The following is a 17,128-nucleotide window of genomic DNA, read 5'->3' on the forward strand; positions in this document are numbered from 1 at the left end:
GGAGAATTGAAGTCCCTAGCCTACAACTTCAAGTCAACTTGAGGTCAACCATGCAGATTCTGGACATTGCAGATGTCGCTCGGATATCCGGCATTCCCGCTTCGACATTGCGCTACTATGAGGAACAGGGGCTGATCACTTCGATTGGCCGGCGCGGACTGCGGCGATTGTTCGGCCCCGAGACCTTGCAGCAACTCGGGATCATTGCGCTTTCGAAATCCGCCGGCTTTTCCCTGAACGAGATCAGGGGCATGTTCGGCCCGGATGGCCAGCCATCCCTGTCGCATGCGCAATGGCAGGCCCGGGCCGAGGAACTCGACGCGCACATCCGCCAGCTCTTGAACCTGCGTGACCTGATCCAGCATGTCGCCGAGTGCCCCGCGCCCCGCCACATGGACTGCGTACAATTCCAGCACTTGATCACGGCTGCCGTTGCAGCCCGCCGACAGGAAGATCCTACCACTCCTCCGGCCAGGACTGGCTCGGGGCATAGTCTGCGGCCACCTCGCAGCCGCCGGTGACACGGGCATTGCCTTCTTCCTGCGTAATCTGCTGCGTCAAGCAAAACACAACCAAAGCGAGCTCAAAATTTAAAACACTATCTGGTTGTGAATGCTGAGTTTCAAATGCAGGATAACTCGCGTGATCGGGACACTTGGCCTGTTCCCAATCTGACTTGCAGCCGCGTTCAGTCCGCCTCAAGTCCGTACGAACAACGGCGCAGAGCAGCTTGCCAGCAAAATCAGGAAAAGGATGGATCCATGTGTGTTGCAGGATGCCAGGAATTCATTATGCGCGAGTTGTCGCGGCGCAGTCTCTTACGTGGATCAGCGCTCGCCGCAACATCAGCATCACTTGCAGCCATAGCGGTTGAAAGTGCAGCTGCAAGGCAGGCCAGCTTTAGTCGGGTGATCGATCTCTCCCATCCAATCGTCGAAGACTTCCCAACTTACTGGGGAGGAAAAGGGCTGGAGATCGAACCCGTCTGGCAGGTTGACCGGGACGGTTTCGCGCTTAACATATGGCATCTGTGGGAGCATACCGGCACGCACCTCGACGCACCACGGCACTATTATGCAAATGGCCTGTCACTGGAGGCCATCCCTGCATCAGACCTCGTGGTCCCGCTTGCCATCATCGACATCACCAGCCGTGTTGTTGACAATGAAGACGCCGAGGTTCTGCCGCAGGACATTCTGGCGTGGGAGGCACGCAACGGGCCGCTACCAGCGGGTTGCTGCGCCGTCATGCGCTCCGGTTGGGACAGCCGCATCGCGGATCCCCTGCGCTACAGGAATGTCGATGCAGCCGGTACGATGCACTTTCCTGGTTTCGGTTTGGAGGCCGCGGCATTCCTGGCGGAACAACGGCAGGTGACAGGCATCGGCTCGGATACACTGTCGCTCGAATACGGCCCATCCCGAGATTTCCCTGTCCATCTGCTTTGGCTTGGCGCTGGCCACTGGGGTCTCGAAAACCTGACGAACTTGGCGGATGTTCCTGAATCAGGTGCCACGCTTGTCGTCGGAGCACCCAAAGTCTCCAGCGCAACCGGTGGCCCAAGTCGCGTCTTCGCGCTGGTCGCCTGATCCGCCAGGATGAAGACGCCCGGCGGCGAGCCGGGCGTCTGGGGCTGCTGGTCGGCCAGGATTACCAGGCCGGAACAACCGCACCCTTGAAGGTTTCCAGCACAAAAGCCTTCACCTTGTCCGAATGATAAGCCTTCTTCAGCTTGGCCACCCACTCGGCATCCTTGTCGGCGCTGCGTACAGCAATGAGGTTGATGTAAGGGGCCTTCGCGCCTTCCTTCAGGATCGCGTCTTCAGTCGGGTTGAGGCCCGCCTCCAGCGCATAGTTGGTGTTGATCGCCGACGCATCCGTGTCGTCAAGCGAACGCGGCAGTTGCGCGGCGTCCAGCTCGATGAACGAGAAATTCTTGGCGTTCTCGGTCACATCGGCCGGGCCAACCTTCAGGCCCTTTTCCGGGTTCAGCTTGATGTAGCCGGCGTCCTGCAGGATCAGCAGGGCGCGGCCGCTGTTGGTCGGGTCGTTCGGAATGCCGATGACGGCCCCGTCCTTCAGCTCATCGAAGCTCTTCACCTTCTTGGAGTAGAGGCCCATCGGGAAGTTGACGGTCTGGGCAACCTCGACCAGATCGAACCCACGGTCCTTCACCTGGTTGTCGAGATATGGCTTGTGCTGGAATGAATTGGCCTGCAACTCGCCGTCATGCAGCGCCTGGTTCGGCACAACATAATCCGAGAACTCGAGGATTTCGATATCGAGGCCATCGGCCTTGGCGACCTCGCGCACGACTTCCATGATCTGGGCGTGCGGGCCAGGCGTGACACCGATCTTGATTGTTTCGGCAAGGGCCGGCAGGGCGGCCAGCACAAGGCCGGCGGTCAGCAGGGAGCGAAGGGACTTCAGCATGTGAACAACTCCTGTTCGTCTGGAAAATCCGGGATCGATCGGATCCCGGCGCGGGCGGTCTGGCTGTTGCTAGAGGCATCGATGCCCCAGGACAATGTCAGCCGCGCCGGCCGCGTTTGTCGAAGTGGCGGGCGAGGCGGTCGCCGGCCGACTGGACAACTTGCACAAGCACGATGAGCACGACGACGACCGCCAGCATCACATCGGGCATGAATCTCTGATAACCGTAACGAATGCCGAGATCGCCGAGCCCGCCGCCCCCGACGGCGCCGACCATGGCCGAATAGCCGATCAGGCTGACCAGCGTCAGCGTCAGCGCCAGGGTCAGTCCTGGCAAGGCTTCGGCCAGAAGCACCTTCTGCACGATCTGCAGGGGCGTCGCGCCCATGGCTCTTGCAGCCTCCACCAGCCCCGGATCGACTTCGCGCACAGCTGCTTCAACAAGCCGGGCAACAAAGGGCACCGTCGCCACCGTCAGGGGCACGATCGCCGCCGAGGTGCCGATCGACGTCCCTGCGATCAACCGCGTAAAGGGAATAATCGCCACCACGAGGATGATGAACGGCGTCGACCGCGCCGCATTGACCACCAGACCAATGACCCGGTTCGCCATCGGCGCGGCAAACAGCTCGCCCTTTGCCGAGGTCGCCAGGAAGACACCGAGCGGCACGCCGAGCAGTGAACCAACCACTGCAGCCACCCCGACCATGTGCAGGGTCTGGCCCGTGGCCTTCGCGATCAGCCAGAGGATCTCAGGCGACATAACCAAGCACCTCCGCGTTCAGAAGACCGTCGGGCAACGGCTCGGTTGCAATGATCTGCTCCGCCTGATGCAGCGGCAGCAGCACGACCAGCGCGACAAAGCTGCGCGAGCCGACGGTTTCCACCGTCCCGGCAACAACCTCCGCCGCGCCGCCAAGCGGGGCCACCAGATCGGCGAGCTGCCCGCCGCCGGCACCCGTCGCACTGACCACCCGGAGCACGGCCCGCCCGCCTTCGATCGGCCCGGCCGACAGGCGCGCGATCAATGTGTCCGGCAGCCGGTGCCCGGGTTGCCCGGCCAGCAGCGCCTTTGTGGTCGCGTGGCGCGGCGTTGCCAGAATGTCAAAGGCACTGCCTTGCTCAACGATGCGGCCACCGTCGATCACCGCGACATCATCGGCAATCTGTTTCACCACCTCCATCTCATGGGTGATGAGCAGGATGGTCAGGCCAAGGTCCCGGTTGATCTGTTTCAACAGCGTCAGCACCGAGCGCGTCGTCTCGGGATCCAGCGCCGAGGTCGCCTCGTCGGAAAGCAGGAGCTTCGGCTCGGTCGCCAGCGCCCTGGCGATCCCGACGCGCTGTTTTTGCCCTCCTGACAGCTCTGACGGATAGCGGTTGCGCTTGTCGGACAGGCCGACGAGATCCAGCAGATCACTCACCCGCGCCGCAATCTCGGCCTTTCCCGCACCGGCGATTTCAAGCGGCAGCGCGACATTGTCGAACACCGTCCGCGACGCCAGCAGGTTGAAATGCTGGAACACCATGCCAACCTCGCGCCGGACACCGCGCAAACCGGCCTCGCCCATCCCGGCCACATTGACGCCATCGACGAGGACCTTGCCGGACGTGGGCGTCTCAAGCCCGTTTGCAAGGCGGATCAGCGTCGACTTGCCTGCACCGGACCGGCCAATGATCGCCGTGATGTGGCCGCGTGGAATCGAAAGGGAAACGCCGTCAAGGGCAGCGACTTCCCCTGCCCCGCCGGCTGCGGAGAAGCGTTTCGTCACACCGTCAAAGACGACGAGAGGGTCAGCGGCCGAGCCGCCTGTCTGGGAAATGGGCATGTCTGGAACTTATGCTGGGGGCAGGAATACGGGAAACACGTGTCCGTCCGGACTTGATCAGCAGCAACACATCAGCATGCGCATGGCAGGTTCACCCGTTGTCCCGGCGCCTCCCAACGCCTTGAATTTCCATCGGCCGGGCGGCACCTGACAGCGCAGCCCGAGAAGGTCTTCAGTATATCCCATCTGGCAGCCCTTTCCCGGACCGCTCATCTTGTTGGCGGATATTTCGCACGCAGAAGGCCATGCCGCGAGGTATCCGGTTCCCTTCTTTGTCGCAAGTCGGAAAGAACTTTTCACGGAAGTTGCCTGCAGACGGGCAACAGCCTTGCAATACATGTCAGTTCCTGAATTCTACCGGCACACGGAAGGACATGCTCGTCTCGCGGATGTCATCGGGAAATGCCGGCATCGGCGCGGCGCGGTGCACCATCGCCAGCGCAGCCTGATCGAGTGCCGCATCACCAGCTGAACGCACCAGTTTGACAGCGGAGACGCTGCCATCTCGCCGCACAACGAACTCCACCGTTGCCGTGCCCTGTCCGCCGCCCTTGGCGGCCTGCTTGGCACGCCGCAACTTCGCGATCACCTTGCCCTTGTAATTGGTGCGTGCGCCCTCACCCTGCGCGTCACCGGCCCCGTCGGCGGCACCATTGGCATTCGACTGCGCCGTCGGACTGGTGACAACTTCCCCCCCGCGCCGGCTGCTGACCTCGGCGCCGGCCTTCTTCTCGACCTTGGCGACCTTCTTGATCGGCTGCTTTTTCGGCGCGGGCTTCTGGATCTCGGGCTTCTGGGGCTTGACCTCCGGCATCGCCGTGATCACCGGAGCCGGTTCCGGCTCGACCGGCTTTTCAGCTTCCACCGGCTTTGCTTCCATCACCGGCGGCACGACCGCCTCGACCGGCTGCTGCTCTACCGGTGTCTGCTGCGGTGCCAGCAGCGGCACGATCGGCTGCATCGGATCAACCGAAGCGATCGGTGTCAGCTCGGTCAGGGGCTGCACCACGGCTGCCGTGACCGTCTCGACCGGCGGCTCGGCGGCGACCGGCTGCACCGTCTCCATCTGCGTCTCGACTGGCTCTATGACGGTCTCTTCGGCGCCTTCAATGAGATCCTGCAGCGAGCCGACCACGGCGACCGCCCCGCCAGCTGAAGCGGCAATCTCCGGCGCGTCGTCTACAGGCTGGAGATAGGCCGAACCGGCAGCATGAGCGGCCAGTGACAATAGCAACCCCGCCGCAAGATAGTGCCACAGCCTCATTGTGCCGCCCCCTTCCGGGTGATCAGCACCACATCGCGGATGCCAGCGCCCGTGAGGACAACCAGCACCGCCTCGAGCTGATCGGACGGCAGCGTCGCTTCAGCAGCAACCCGCATCAGACCGCCGCCCTGCGCCAGATGGGCAGCGATTGCCGCCTCCAGCGTGACCGGCCTGTCTTCAAGAAAGAACATGCTCTCCCCGGCGATGATCAACGCCCCCGTCGAGCGGATGTTCTCGTCATCCTGGATCATCTCCGGCGGCGTGATCCGCCGGGCATCATCGCGCGCGACGGATCCTGCAAACAGGAAGAAAATCAGCATCAGGAACACGATGTTGATCAGGGGAATGGTGTTGTCCGTCATCTGACGGCGCGGCGGTGTCCGGAACTTCATCGCCCGCTCCTCAGTTCAGGCCACTGACCAGCACGGCATTGACCCCGGCCTTGCGCGCGGCGGCCAACACGGAGACCGAATCCTGGACTGCAGCGCCCGGCCCGGTCCACACGGCAACAATCTTCAGCGGATCATTGGCAAACGGCGCCAGCGCTGCCTCCAGCGCAGCGCTTTCCAGCGGCTGGCCGTTCAAGTCCATCTTGCCTTCGCCATAGAGGCGCAGCAACGCAGGTCGCGCGCCCGTTCCCGCGCCGGCCGCAGCACTCGACACCGGCAGCTGGTGATAACGCGAGAAAGACGAGGCCAGCATGAAATACAGGAGCAGCAGGAAGATCACATCGATCAGCGACGTCAGGCTGACCGGCTTGCGCTTGACCCTCGGCTCAAACCGCATGACGGGATCCACCCTGGATGACGTCGAGATGCGCTGGCAATGGGGACCCGCGTTCGGCAGCAGCACCGGTGAAGAAGGTCGTGACGGTTGCCTCCATTTCCTGCTGCGTCCGCTCGATCCGGCCATCGAACCAGCTTACCGCCGCCGAGACCGGAATGGAAATCGCCAGCCCCACGGCCGTCGTCAGCAGCGCTACCCAGATGCCCCCCGCCAGCACGGAGGGGTCAACCGCAGCCCCTGCCCCCTGCATGGCTTGGAACGCCTCGATCATGCCAAGCACGGTCCCGAACAATCCCAACAGCGGTGCTGTCTGGGCGATCAGGTCGAGCGGCCGCAGCCAGGCGCGCAAGGCCGCAATCTTGCCCAGGCAGATCCGCTCGATATCTTCGCGCAGCAAGTCCGGCCGTGCTCCGCCCGGCCGCGTCTGTGCCTTCAACAGCAAGGCCAGGACCTCGGTCATCATGCCCTTGTGTCCGGAGACCTTCCCCAGCGCGCCGGCGGTATCCCCGTCCAGATACAGGCCCAGCGCCTGCCGCGAGCGGGCAAAGCGGCTCGCCCCGGACAGGGTGAACTGCAACACCTTGGCAAACACCAGCGCCAACGCGACCACCGACATGACAACCTGGATGGCGACGACGTTGCCACCCTGATCGATCAGATCGGCAACCGGCAGCAGGAACGGGGGCAGCGAAAGAGACAACTCGGACAACATGGATCAGATCCCGGGAGAAGAAGCACTCAGCAAAGGTTGCGGCGGACGCACCGAATAAACCTGAGTGCAAATGACAAGAAATTAATCGCACTGCAACATGCAAATGTCCAGCGCATCGGGACATGGTCCTGTGGGTGGAGGCCAAAGATGCGATGCCCTGGCACCTCAGGCCTCTGATTTCAAACGGATTGTGCAGCCGAAACACGCCACTCCAGCGTCAGTTCCTCGCGCCAGGCGAATTTTACCAGATGCACGTCGATGACAGCCTGCATGCGTTTCAGGCCCTCCTCTTCGGCGCTTTCGCAGACAATCGTCAGCCGGTCGCCCTCGGCGGTCATCCGGCAGTCGCCGAAGGGGAAATCAACCCGTGCCGTCTCCGGCGTCCACTCGCAGGTCACCTTGTGGGCGAAATGCTTGCACAACTGCTGCAGATATTTCGAAGCTGCCGGCGTCACCGCCTCGGCGCTGGATGTAAACATGTCCCTCTCCTTCAAATGTGCGTCCTGAATGGGCCGTGTGCGGTCCGTTCCGTGCTTGTTTGCTCACTCCGTCCGGGCGACCGACTGAGAACCGACACTGCCTGCCGCGTCATTCCGGCCAAGCTGAGCGTCAGCGAAGCGCCGAGCCGGAATCCAGAAATCAGCCGCGCGCAGCGCGTCAAAACTGACCTGAGGTCGGCGGCTCGCGCCGATTTGGTACCGGGCTCGCTGACGCTCGCACAGACACGCTGGATTCCGGATCTTCGGTTCGCTTCGCTCACCTTGTCCGGAATAACGGCGGGGCATGCACATTGCCTGGGGTCCCGGGGATCAGGGAAAGGCCTTAGCCTTTCCCGTATCTCTCTGTTTGATCAAAACTTCGCCGAAGCGCTCAGGTAGAAGCTGCGGCCGGGCGAATAGGCCGGCGGGATGCGGCTGGTCGGGTTGTAGCTGCCACGGCTGTAATAATCCTCGTCGAACAGGTTGTTCACCTCGGCCCGCAGCGTCAGGTCCGTCTTGGCCAGTTGTGTCTTCCACTGGGCAAACACATCCACCACCTGATACCCCTCGATGGGGTTGCGATAGCCGTTCTTCGCCAGGTCGTCGTTGCTGTACTGGAAGGCGATCTCCGCATTGGCGCCGACCTCGATGTTATAGTCGGTAAAGAGGTAGCTCCCCCCAACCGTCAGCGTATCGCCGACCGGAACGCCATTGTTGTAATCACCCGACAGGGCGATGCGGTTACCGTATTCGACCTCCGCATGGGTAAAGGCTGCAAACACCGACGCATTGGCCACCGAGTAGCGGGCCGTGAGGTCAAAGCCCTTGGACACCAGGTCCTGGCCGTTGATGCGCGTCCGGGTGGTGAAGTTGTAGTCCACCGGGTCGACGACCTTGATGTAGAACAGCTTCGCCCCGAGGTTCAGCCCGCCGATGGTGTAGTCGAGGCCCACCTTGGCATTGTGGGCATAGGTCGGCTTGAGCGACTTGGCATAGGTGTAGTTGCCGGCATGGAACAGCGCAGCCTCGGCCTGCTCCAGCCCGGAGAAGACATAGCCGTATCCACCCTGCAGTTTCAGCCCCTGCAGCACTTCGTAGGAAAGATCGATGTTCGGCGACACACCGGCATTGTTAAAGGTCTGGCCGTCAACTGCACGGTACGATTGGAAGTCAGCCCGCAAGCCTGCCGAAATCTCCAGCTTCTCCACCGGCGTCAGTCGCGCCTGGGTATAGGCACCCACGTTCCAGATCGTTTCCGACACATCGCTCGGGAAGTGGAAGCGATCGACATGGATATGGTCGCGGTAGAAATCGACGCCGGCCGTGATGCTGCCAAGGTCAAAGTTGAACCGGTTCTGCGCATGACCACCGACTGACTCGACAGTCGAATTGAAGTCCCCCACGGGCCTTGTATAGCCCGAATTGTTGGGCCGCTTCAGGCTGTTGAGGTTGTAGTAGAACAGCACTTCCGGATCGAACAGGCCTTCCGCGTTCTCTCTGGTGTACTTGGCCGTGGCCGTGAACCGCTCATAGAGGTTCTTGTTCATTTCCGCCGTGACCGGCCCCATGTTGGTGCGCATGCGGCGGAAGCCATTGTCGCGGAAATACTCGGCCGACCCTTCGATGCGATGACCTTCTGAACTCTGGTAGGCCAGCTTGCCAAGCCCGTTCCACATGTCCGCAGCGGTTCCGACCTCCCGCTTGCCTGCCCCGGTCGTGTAATCCTGGCCCTCCTGCCGCGTCAGTCCGCCGAGCATCTCGAAGCCCTTCACCGCCGCATAGCCGGAAGATGTCGTCTTGAAGGCTTCCGAGTTGGTGTCATAGCCGAGGCTGACAAAACCACCATGAGTCTGGCCATCTTCCAGCAGATCCCGCGCGCTCACGGTCTGGAACAGCACCGAACCACCAAGCGATCCGGGCCCGAAATCCGCCGGCGCCACGCCCTCATTGACATAGACCGACTTCAGGAAGACCGGATCGATACCGGTGTTGCCATTGTGATGCCAGACGTTGTTCTTCTGCCGTGCGCCGTCAACCCTGATGTTCAGCTTGGACTCGTCAATGCCATGCACGTAGAACTTCTGCGAGGCGGTCGATCCGCCCGCAACGCTGACAGAAGGCGTCTGCGAAAACAGCTGCTTCAGGTCCTGCGGCTGAGTGGTCTGGATCTCGTTCCGGCTGATTTCAACGTCGGACGCGGCCTTGAGATCGGCTTCGCTCTTGGTTTTTGACGAAGCTGTGGTGACCACAACCTTGTCCAGCGTCACTGGCGTCTGGGCCAGGGCGCCCTGCGTAAGAAAAACAAGTAGGCTCGCGGAGCCCGCAAGGCGGGTCAGCAGTCGGGTGTCGCGGTACATCGCGGTTGTCTCCATCGCGCAACAGGCCCCTCTCCGTCAGGAAGAGTGCCCCGGCCCGTCGCAAAACTTGACCTGTGGGTTCATGTATTAGATACAGGGCGCAAGGTCGCACCCGCAATGCCGACGACCTTTGCGCCACACCCAAATACCTTTGCATCCGGACACACGCCGTCCGCTGCCAGTTCCGGAAGACGCGGCCCATGCGGTCAACGGCCAACACCTATCTGACCAAGGCGGACCTGCGCAGCGCGGGCGACGCCAGAGGCATGGTCTGGGTCGCCCCGGACCTCAGCCGCAGCGACCAGATCCTGCGCGGCCGCATCGGCTTTCTCGACATCGAGGACGGCCTGTCGGTGCATTACTCCAATGCGGTCGACCTGCACGACCTGCACACCGAGGCAGAAGCCCCGCCCGGCACCACCATCTCGGTGTTTCTGGAAGGCGAGGTCGAGGCCTGGATCGGCCCGATGCGCATTCCGATGCCGGGGCGGGATGCGGCGGGATGCCCAGGCCAGCCCATTGCAACCGTCTATTCCATGGGGCGCCCAGAAAAATTCCAGCGTCAGGCCCGCCGTGGCAGCCGACTGCGCAAGGTCTCCATCGCGCTCGCCCCGGGTTGGCTCGAACGCTATTCAGGCTTCGTAGCCAGTGGTACGGCCCCCTTGCGCCAGTTCATGTCAGAACATCTCGCCAGCAGGATCTGGACCCCAAGCGCCCATGCCCTGTCCCTGGCGGAGCAGATCATCGCACCGCCCACGCTGCCGCCCCTCCTGTTCCAGCTGTACCTCAAGGGCCGCGTGCTGGGCTTGATCGAGGAGGCCCTGCTGCAGGTCATGGCTGACCAACCGGCCGATCCCGTGGCGCGAACACCGCTGAAAGCAGGCGAACGGCAGCGCCTGCAAGCCATCGACAGCTACCTGCAGACCCATCTGGCGGAGCCGATCAACACTGGCGAAATGGCCCGAGTGCTCGGGCTGAGCGCCACCAGCCTGCAACGACTGGTGCGACAAGCGCACGGCTGCTCGGTCGCGCATCATATCCGGATGCACAAACTCGACCGGGCCCGCATGGCGCTGGAACGGGACGGGGTCAGCGTTGCCGAAGCCGCCTACATGGTCGGCTACAACAGCCCGGCCAACTTCGCCACCGCCTTCCGCCGCGCCTTTGGCCTGCCCCCCAGCGCGGTGCAGGACCGATGACATCCGGCGGCTGGCCGGAACCATCCGGCATAGGCGACGTAACGTCAGTATACATGAGAACATAACTCAACTTTTCTCTGGACCTCGCCCCCCTCCGGCGCTAGACCTCGGGCATCGCGCCAGCCAGCCCTGCCAGCCACGCGCCATTTCCCGTTTCAGTCTCACGAGGTCTGCCCATGCTTCGCCTTGCCCGCCTTGCTGCGGTGGCGTCCGCCATCGCTTTTGCTGCTCCTGCCTTCGCTTTCGCCGTCGAGATCGAGACAGCAAAAGGCCCGGTCACGCTGGCCGGCACCCCGGAGAAGGTCGCCGTCTTCGACATCGCCGCGATTGATACCTTGCTCGCGCTTGGCATCGTTCCCGCCGGCGTGCCGGACAAGCTCTACGTCACGTACCTCGGCGAGGACGCCGCCAAGGCCCCCAAGGTCGGCACCCTGTTCGAGCCCAATCTGGAAGCCGTCGCCGGCCTCGCTCCGGACCTCATCGTCATCGGCGGCCGCTCCTCCACCCAGGGCGAAGCGCTGGCGCCCATCGCCCCGGTCATCGACATGACCATCGGCAGCGACGTGGTCGCGGAAGCAAAGGCCCGCCTTGCCGCCTATGGCAAGGCTTTCGGCAGGGAAGCCAAGGCCGCCGAGTTGACCGCTGCGCTCGACGCGGAACTGGCCGCCGTCGCCAAGGCCGCCGAGGGCAAGGGCACCGCATTGGTGCTGCTCACCAACGGCACCAAGCTTTCCGCCTATGGCAAGGGCTCGCGCTTCGGCTGGGTCCACTCCGCCCTCGGCCTGCCGGAAGCCCGTGAAGGCCTCAAGACCGACACCCACGGCGACGCGATTTCCTTCGAGTTCATTGCCGAGACCAACCCGGACTGGATCTTCGTCATCGACCGGGGCGCTGCCATCGGCGAAGCCGGTGCTGCGCAGGCGACCCTCGACAACCCGCTGGTCAATGGCACCAAGGCCGCCAAGGCCGAACAGATCGTCTATCTGTCGCCCGCGCCGATCTACATCGCCGGCGGCGGCTACACCTCGCTGATGGGCACGCTCGCCGAACTGAAGGCCGCACTGGCGAAGTAAGCCGGCTCAGACCCAGCCAACGCCCAGCCAACGCCAGGTTCCTGACGTTCATGCGCCTCGCCGCTCTCCTGACCCTCGCCCTCATCCCCTTGTCCGCGCTGAGCCTCCTGCTCGGCGCGGCAAGCGTCGATGTGGCCGCGATCGGGCATGATCCGCAGGCGGCGCTGATCTTCTGGGTCTCGCGCCTGCCACGTACCCTGGCCGTCCTTCTCACCGGCGCGGCGCTTGCGGTTGCCGGCGTCATCCTGCAACAGATCGTGCGCAACCGCTTTGTCGAGCCCGGCACCACCGGCACCGGCGAAGGCGCCGCCCTTGGCCTTCTGGCCATCACGCTCATCGCCCCCGGCGCACCAATCGTGGTCAAGATGCTGGTGGCCAGTGCCGCCGCGCTTGCCACCACCTTCCTGTTCCTGCGCCTCATCCGCCGCCTGCCCCCGCGCGAGGTGCTGCTCGTGCCGCTGGTCGGCATGATCCTCGCCGGCGTGCTGCAGGCCGGCGTCACCTTCATCGGCTGGCAAACTGACCTGCTGCAGTACATCAGCACCTGGCTGATGTCGGGCGAGTTCTCCGGCGTCATCGCCGGTCGCTATGAACTGCTCTGGATTGCCGGCGCCGCTGCCACACTCGCCTATGTCTACGCCGACCGCTTCGTCCTTCTTGGCCTTGGCCGGGACGCGGCAACCAACCTCGGGCTCAACACCGAGCGTGTCCTGCATCTGGGCCTTGCCGTCGTTTCCATCGTCACCGCGCTCGTCGTCGTCACGGTGGGCATGATCCCCTTCGTCGGCCTTGTCGTGCCCAATCTCGTCTCGCGGCTGATGGGGGACAACCTGCGCCAGAGCCTGCCCGTTGTCGCCGCCGGCGGTGCGGCGCTGGTGCTGGCCTGCGACATCGTCGGCCGCGCGGTGCGCTATCCTTATGAGGTCCCGGTCGGCACGGTGCTGGGCGTTCTTGGCTCGGCGCTGTTCCTCTGGCTTCTCTATCGGCAGCCGGCCCGATGATCGCTTTCATCCGCGCGCACCCCCTCCCCCTGCTCGCCGTTTGCCTTCTCGGCCTCGGCGCGGCCTATCTGTTTGTAGGTCTTGGCCCCAACGCCGGCTTCATCCTGCCGCTGCGCGCCACCCGGCTGGGCGGCATGCTGGTTGTCGGCGCGTCCATCGCGGTCGCCACCGTCCTGTTCCAGACCGTGGCGCAGAACCGCATCCTCACCCCGTCGATCATGGGCTTCGATGCGCTCTATGTGCTGATGCAAACGGCGCTGGTTGCCGTCATCGGCGCGGTCGGCTTCACCAGCCTGCCCAAGGCGCTGAAGTTCGGGCTGGAGGTCGGCGTCATGATCACCGCCGCCGTGCTGCTCTTCGGCACGCTGCTCGGCCGTGGCCCGCGCGACATCGCCCGCATGATCCTCACCGGCGTCATCCTCGGCGTCCTGTTCCGCTCGCTTTCCGGCTTCGTCGCCCGGGTGCTGGATCCCAACGCCTATTCGGTCGTCCAGTCGGTCACCTTCGCCAGCTTCACCCGCATCGACGCCACGCTGCTGCTCATCGGCGGCAGCGCCGCCCTCGCCGCCATTGCCGTCGCCTATGCTCTGTCGCGCCGCCTCGATGTCATGGCGCTTGGCCGTCCCGTCGCCGTCTCGCTCGGGCTCGGCTACGAGCGGCTGATGCTGCTGGTCCTGGCGCTGGTTGCCCTGCTCGTCTCGGTCTCCACCGCCCTTGTCGGCCCGGTCGCCTTCTTCGGCCTCATCGTCGTCGGCCTCGCCCATGCGCTGGTCGGCGCGGACCGTCACGCACGGCTTCTGCCTGCCGCCGCACTCATCGCCGGCATTGTCCTCGTCGGCGGCCAGTTCATCTTCGAGCGCCTGATCGGCCAGCAATCCACCCTGAGCGTGGTCGTCGAATGCATCGGCGGCCTGTTCTTCCTCTGGCTGCTCCTGAAAGGACGCGTGCGATGATCCGCATCGACAGCCTCAGCCACCGCATCGGCCCGGCCACCATCCTGTCGGACATCAGCACGACCCTGCCCAAGGGCGCCATCACCGCGCTGATCGGCCCCAATGGCGCCGGCAAGTCGACGCTCATCAACCTGATCGGCCGGCTTCTCCCCCTGCAGCAGGGATCCGTGCAGATCGACGGCATGGACATCCGCGCCACGCCCTCGGCCACGCTCGCGCAGCATGTGGCGATCCTCGGCCAGTCGAACACGGTCGCAAGCCGCCTCACGGTGCGCGATCTCGTCGCCTTCGGCCGCTGGCCGCACAACCAGGGCCGCGAGACGGAGGCTGACCGGCGCATCGTCGCTGACGCCCTTGCCACCTTCGACCTGACCGATCTCGCCAGCCGCTTCCTCGATCAGCTCTCCGGCGGCCAGCAGCAGCGCGCCTTCCTCGCCATGACGCTCGCCCAGGACACCGGCTGGCTGCTGCTGGACGAGCCGCTCAACAACCTCGACATGCCACACGCCCGCGCCCTGATGCAGCGGCTGGATGGTCTGCGCCAGTCCGGCAAGAGCATCGTCATCGTCGTGCATGATGTGAACTACGCGGCACAGTGGGCCGATCATGTGGTTGCGCTGCGAGCCGGCCGTCTCTTTGCAGCCGGAATGCCGCGCGAGGTCCTGACCGCACCGTCGCTGGGTGATCTCTACGGAATGGATCTGACTGTCATCGAGCTGGATGGCCGCCCCTTTGTCCTGCATCACCGCTGATGAAGTGCGATGCAGGATCGCAACACCCATAAATTTATGAGTTAATAATTCATATTTTTGTTGCTGACAGATTATTGAATATCATAGGGATGCCTCAAACATCACGTCGCTCTTGAGGAAATTAGTTCCCGTTGCGGCATGTATGCGAAAGATAGGGGCTCCTCGCACATGACCAGATCCGCCACTCTCCTGCGCCATCTCCTCGTCGGCACCGCACTTGCCGCCGGGCTCGTCGGACCTGCACAGGCCAATGACAACACCCCGGTACAGGACCTGCCGACCGTCGTGCTGCAAGGCAACACGAAGAACGACAAGCATGCGGGCGCGGCAGACCGGGGCAACTCGATCTACATCAGCGAACAGGACATCGAGGCCAGCGCCACCGGCAACATGAAGGACCTCTTCGCCGGTCAGGCTTCGGTCACTGTCGGCGGCGGCATCCCGATTGCCCAGAAGATCTTCGTCAACGGTGTCGACCTTCTGAACCTTGCCGTTTCCGTCGACGGTGTCGCCCAGAACAACCGTGCCTTCCACCACACCACCGCGACCACCATCGACCCGGAACTGCTGAAATCCGTCCGCGTCGATCCGACCGTCGCCCCCGCCGATGCGGGCCCGCATGCCATGGCCGGTGCCGTCCAGTTCGACACGGTGGATGTCGGCGACCTGCTGTCGCCGGAACGCAACATCGGCGCCTATGGCCGCCTGTCCTATGACACCAACGGCAACACCTTCACCCAGTCTGGCGCCGCTTACGGCCGCCACTCCGGCTTCGAACTGCTTGGCTACATCAAGAATGCCAAGGGCCAGGATTACGAGGCGGGCAATGGCCGCCGCGTGCGCGGAACGGGCGCCGATCTGCAGAGCTTCCTCGTGAAGGGTGCTTACGAGAAGGACGGACATCGTCTCGAACTCTCCGGCATGCGCATGATCGACGATGCCCTGCGCCCCTGGCGCGCCAATTTTGGCGGCATGATCGGCGGACGCCCGACGCCGCTGCTGCGCCGCTATGACACCGACCGGCAGAACTACTCCATCCGTTACGAGGGCACGGACAACACCGGCCTGTGGGACCCGACCGTTCTGATTGGCTTCTCCGAGAACCACATCAACGTGCCCGAGCCCTACGGCAGCAAGGGCAAGTCGAACACGCTCAACGGCAAGGTGGAGAACACCTTCCATTTCACCGAGACCAACGCTCTCACCGCCGGCCTCGACTTCTACGCCAAGACTGGCCGCTACTCCGATCCGACCAGCCGCCTGACCGAAAAGGCGCAGAATGTCGGCCTCTATGTTCAGGAGCGCCTGTCCGTCACGGACAGGATCGAGCTGTCCTTCGGCGGCCGCGCGGACTTCCAGTCCTTCGAAGGCGTCAACCGCCAGACGCGGGATCAGTCCGGCATCAGCGGCAATGCCTCGGTGCGCTACGAGGTCATCGACAACCTGTTCCTCAAGGCTGGCTATTCCAATGTTTTTGGCGGTCTGGTGATCGAGGACAACTACACCTACTCGCCCAAGTGGACCTATTCGGCCTTGCGCCCGGCCCGCGCCCAGAACGTGGTCGGCGGCATTGAATGGCGTCATGACGGCTTCTTCGCCAATGCAGAAGTCTTCCGCACCGACTTCGACAATGCCCGCAACGGCCTCAAGACGGACGACTTCATCACCCAGGGCTTCAACCTCGGCGGTGGCTGGAGCTGGGGCGACGGCTCGATCAAGGCGACCTATTCCAACACCGAGATCGAGGTGAACGGCAAGAAGACTGGTGGCTATGAGTCGCTCGACTATGGCGCACCGCTCGGCCAGGTCATCGCGGTCGAGGCACAGCACAAGTTCGCGGATTATGGCGTCACTGTCGGCAGCCGGCTGGACATGGCCCTCGACTACAACGGCCCGGTCGGAGCCGAAGATGCCAAGAAGACCCTCAAGGGCTATCACGTCTTCAACATGTTCCTGCAGTACGAGCCGGTCCAGCTCGCCGGCCTGCAGCTGCGCCTTGAAGCCAACAACATCTTCGACGCCGACTACGCCGACCGCGGCACCTACGGCGGCGAATACACCAGCGTCCAGCAGCTGAAGGAACCCGGCCGCAGCTTCCTGTTCACGGTCAAGAAGACCTTCTGATCAGGCACAGATGCACGGCACAAACGGACCCGTGCCCGTGCTCCAGCGCGCCTTGCATCCTTGCAAAACCGGCGCTTCGGTCCCGGCCGTGTGCCCATACGCGCTAACTTATTTATTGCTTGCGGATTTGTCTTGTGATTCAGAGGCTTCATGAGATGCGAATCAC

The 17,128-nt window shown here is 63.5% G+C and carries 17 protein-coding genes; 8 read left to right on the top strand and 9 right to left on the bottom strand.

Features of this window, described 5'->3' with window-relative positions:
* The first annotated feature begins 50 nt into the window (after positions 1-50).
* The gene (locus tag ACTIFE_RS16215) at positions 51-521 is read left to right on the top strand and encodes a helix-turn-helix domain-containing protein (protein WP_439530205.1); all 471 of its coding nucleotides are present in this window, start codon (positions 51-53) and stop codon (positions 519-521) included.
* Between the two features lie 270 nt (positions 522-791).
* Positions 792-1,589: a cyclase family protein gene (locus ACTIFE_RS16220; protein WP_439530206.1), complete on the top strand. Its 798-nt coding sequence runs from the start codon at positions 792-794 to the stop codon at positions 1,587-1,589.
* Between the two features lie 61 nt (positions 1,590-1,650).
* Here the strand turns inward: ACTIFE_RS16220 and ACTIFE_RS16225 are convergent, their stop codons facing one another.
* From ACTIFE_RS16225 to ACTIFE_RS16265, 9 genes are all read right to left on the bottom strand, one after another.
* Positions 1,651-2,433 carry a MetQ/NlpA family ABC transporter substrate-binding protein gene (locus ACTIFE_RS16225; protein ID WP_439530207.1) on the bottom strand — a complete coding sequence of 261 codons (783 nt, stop codon included), beginning with the start codon at positions 2,431-2,433 and terminating at the stop codon, positions 1,651-1,653.
* Between the two features lie 97 nt (positions 2,434-2,530).
* Positions 2,531-3,196 carry a methionine ABC transporter permease gene (locus ACTIFE_RS16230; protein WP_439530208.1) on the bottom strand — a complete coding sequence of 222 codons (666 nt, stop codon included), beginning with the start codon at positions 3,194-3,196 and terminating at the stop codon, positions 2,531-2,533.
* Positions 3,186-4,262, bottom strand: a complete 1,077-nt coding sequence (locus ACTIFE_RS16235; protein ID WP_439530209.1) for a methionine ABC transporter ATP-binding protein — start codon at positions 4,260-4,262, stop codon at positions 3,186-3,188. Before ACTIFE_RS16235 ends, ACTIFE_RS16230 begins: the two co-directional genes overlap by 11 nt.
* 340 nt (positions 4,263-4,602) lie before the next feature.
* Positions 4,603-5,526, bottom strand: coding sequence for a TonB family protein (locus ACTIFE_RS16240; protein ID WP_439530210.1), 924 nt, complete (start codon positions 5,524-5,526; stop codon positions 4,603-4,605).
* Positions 5,523-5,918, bottom strand: a complete 396-nt coding sequence (locus ACTIFE_RS16245) for an ExbD/TolR family protein (RefSeq protein ID WP_439530211.1) — start codon at positions 5,916-5,918, stop codon at positions 5,523-5,525. The genes ACTIFE_RS16240 and ACTIFE_RS16245 overlap by 4 nt, the downstream gene beginning before the upstream one ends.
* A gap of 10 nt (positions 5,919-5,928) precedes the next feature.
* Positions 5,929-6,312, bottom strand: coding sequence for an ExbD/TolR family protein (locus ACTIFE_RS16250; protein ID WP_439530212.1), 384 nt, complete (start codon positions 6,310-6,312; stop codon positions 5,929-5,931).
* Positions 6,302-7,024 carry a MotA/TolQ/ExbB proton channel family protein gene (locus tag ACTIFE_RS16255; RefSeq protein ID WP_439530213.1) on the bottom strand — a complete coding sequence of 241 codons (723 nt, stop codon included), beginning with the start codon at positions 7,022-7,024 and terminating at the stop codon, positions 6,302-6,304. Before ACTIFE_RS16255 ends, ACTIFE_RS16250 begins: the two co-directional genes overlap by 11 nt.
* Before the next feature lie 179 nt (positions 7,025-7,203).
* Positions 7,204-7,503, bottom strand: coding sequence for a DUF2218 domain-containing protein (locus ACTIFE_RS16260; protein ID WP_439530214.1), 300 nt, complete (start codon positions 7,501-7,503; stop codon positions 7,204-7,206).
* Positions 7,504-7,874: 371 nt separating this feature from the next.
* Positions 7,875-9,860 carry a TonB-dependent receptor domain-containing protein gene (locus ACTIFE_RS16265; protein ID WP_439530215.1) on the bottom strand — a complete coding sequence of 662 codons (1,986 nt, stop codon included), beginning with the start codon at positions 9,858-9,860 and terminating at the stop codon, positions 7,875-7,877.
* Between the two features lie 200 nt (positions 9,861-10,060).
* On the opposite strand from ACTIFE_RS16265, the gene ACTIFE_RS16270 reads away from it, so the two are divergent.
* The 6 genes from ACTIFE_RS16270 (at position 10,061) to ACTIFE_RS16295 (ending at position 16,962) form a co-directional block, all read left to right on the top strand.
* Positions 10,061-11,059, top strand: a complete 999-nt coding sequence (locus tag ACTIFE_RS16270) for a helix-turn-helix domain-containing protein (RefSeq protein ID WP_439530216.1) — start codon at positions 10,061-10,063, stop codon at positions 11,057-11,059.
* 176 nt (positions 11,060-11,235) lie between these two features.
* Positions 11,236-12,132 carry a siderophore ABC transporter substrate-binding protein gene (locus ACTIFE_RS16275; RefSeq protein ID WP_439530217.1) on the top strand — a complete coding sequence of 299 codons (897 nt, stop codon included), beginning with the start codon at positions 11,236-11,238 and terminating at the stop codon, positions 12,130-12,132.
* Between the two features lie 50 nt (positions 12,133-12,182).
* A complete protein-coding gene (locus tag ACTIFE_RS16280; protein ID WP_439530218.1) occupies positions 12,183-13,133 on the top strand; it encodes an ABC transporter permease in 951 nt (316 codons plus the stop codon).
* Positions 13,130-14,086 carry an iron chelate uptake ABC transporter family permease subunit gene (locus ACTIFE_RS16285; RefSeq protein WP_439530219.1) on the top strand — a complete coding sequence of 319 codons (957 nt, stop codon included), beginning with the start codon at positions 13,130-13,132 and terminating at the stop codon, positions 14,084-14,086. The genes ACTIFE_RS16280 and ACTIFE_RS16285 overlap by 4 nt, the downstream gene beginning before the upstream one ends.
* Positions 14,083-14,838, top strand: a complete 756-nt coding sequence (locus ACTIFE_RS16290) for an iron ABC transporter ATP-binding protein (RefSeq protein ID WP_439530220.1) — start codon at positions 14,083-14,085, stop codon at positions 14,836-14,838. Before ACTIFE_RS16285 ends, ACTIFE_RS16290 begins: the two co-directional genes overlap by 4 nt.
* A gap of 168 nt (positions 14,839-15,006) precedes the next feature.
* Entirely contained in the window at positions 15,007-16,962 is a 1,956-nt protein-coding gene (locus ACTIFE_RS16295; protein ID WP_439530221.1) for a TonB-dependent receptor domain-containing protein, read from the top strand.
* The last annotated feature ends 166 nt before the right edge of the window (positions 16,963-17,128 follow it).

The sequence above is a fragment of the Pannonibacter sp. genome (assembly GCF_051860505.1).
Taxonomy (GTDB): domain Bacteria; phylum Pseudomonadota; class Alphaproteobacteria; order Rhizobiales; family Stappiaceae; genus Pannonibacter.

Coding starts and splice junctions, on each gene's coding strand:
- ACTIFE_RS16230 (WP_439530208.1), bottom strand. CDS start 3,196: ATGTCGCCTGAGATCCTCTGGCTGATCGCGAAGGCCACGGGCCAGACC.
- ACTIFE_RS16225 (WP_439530207.1), bottom strand. CDS start 2,433: ATGCTGAAGTCCCTTCGCTCCCTGCTGACCGCCGGCCTTGTGCTGGCC.
- ACTIFE_RS16275 (WP_439530217.1), top strand. CDS start 11,236: ATGCTTCGCCTTGCCCGCCTTGCTGCGGTGGCGTCCGCCATCGCTTTT.
- ACTIFE_RS16265 (WP_439530215.1), bottom strand. CDS start 9,860: ATGTACCGCGACACCCGACTGCTGACCCGCCTTGCGGGCTCCGCGAGC.
- ACTIFE_RS16240 (WP_439530210.1), bottom strand. CDS start 5,526: ATGAGGCTGTGGCACTATCTTGCGGCGGGGTTGCTATTGTCACTGGCC.
- ACTIFE_RS16290 (WP_439530220.1), top strand. CDS start 14,083: ATGATCCGCATCGACAGCCTCAGCCACCGCATCGGCCCGGCCACCATC.
- ACTIFE_RS16285 (WP_439530219.1), top strand. CDS start 13,130: ATGATCGCTTTCATCCGCGCGCACCCCCTCCCCCTGCTCGCCGTTTGC.
- ACTIFE_RS16270 (WP_439530216.1), top strand. CDS start 10,061: ATGCGGTCAACGGCCAACACCTATCTGACCAAGGCGGACCTGCGCAGC.
- ACTIFE_RS16280 (WP_439530218.1), top strand. CDS start 12,183: ATGCGCCTCGCCGCTCTCCTGACCCTCGCCCTCATCCCCTTGTCCGCG.
- ACTIFE_RS16295 (WP_439530221.1), top strand. CDS start 15,007: ATGACCAGATCCGCCACTCTCCTGCGCCATCTCCTCGTCGGCACCGCA.
- ACTIFE_RS16260 (WP_439530214.1), bottom strand. CDS start 7,503: ATGTTTACATCCAGCGCCGAGGCGGTGACGCCGGCAGCTTCGAAATAT.
- ACTIFE_RS16235 (WP_439530209.1), bottom strand. CDS start 4,262: ATGCCCATTTCCCAGACAGGCGGCTCGGCCGCTGACCCTCTCGTCGTC.
- ACTIFE_RS16255 (WP_439530213.1), bottom strand. CDS start 7,024: ATGTTGTCCGAGTTGTCTCTTTCGCTGCCCCCGTTCCTGCTGCCGGTT.
- ACTIFE_RS16245 (WP_439530211.1), bottom strand. CDS start 5,918: ATGAAGTTCCGGACACCGCCGCGCCGTCAGATGACGGACAACACCATT.
- ACTIFE_RS16250 (WP_439530212.1), bottom strand. CDS start 6,312: ATGCGGTTTGAGCCGAGGGTCAAGCGCAAGCCGGTCAGCCTGACGTCG.
- ACTIFE_RS16220 (WP_439530206.1), top strand. CDS start 792: ATGCGCGAGTTGTCGCGGCGCAGTCTCTTACGTGGATCAGCGCTCGCC.
- ACTIFE_RS16215 (WP_439530205.1), top strand. CDS start 51: ATGCAGATTCTGGACATTGCAGATGTCGCTCGGATATCCGGCATTCCC.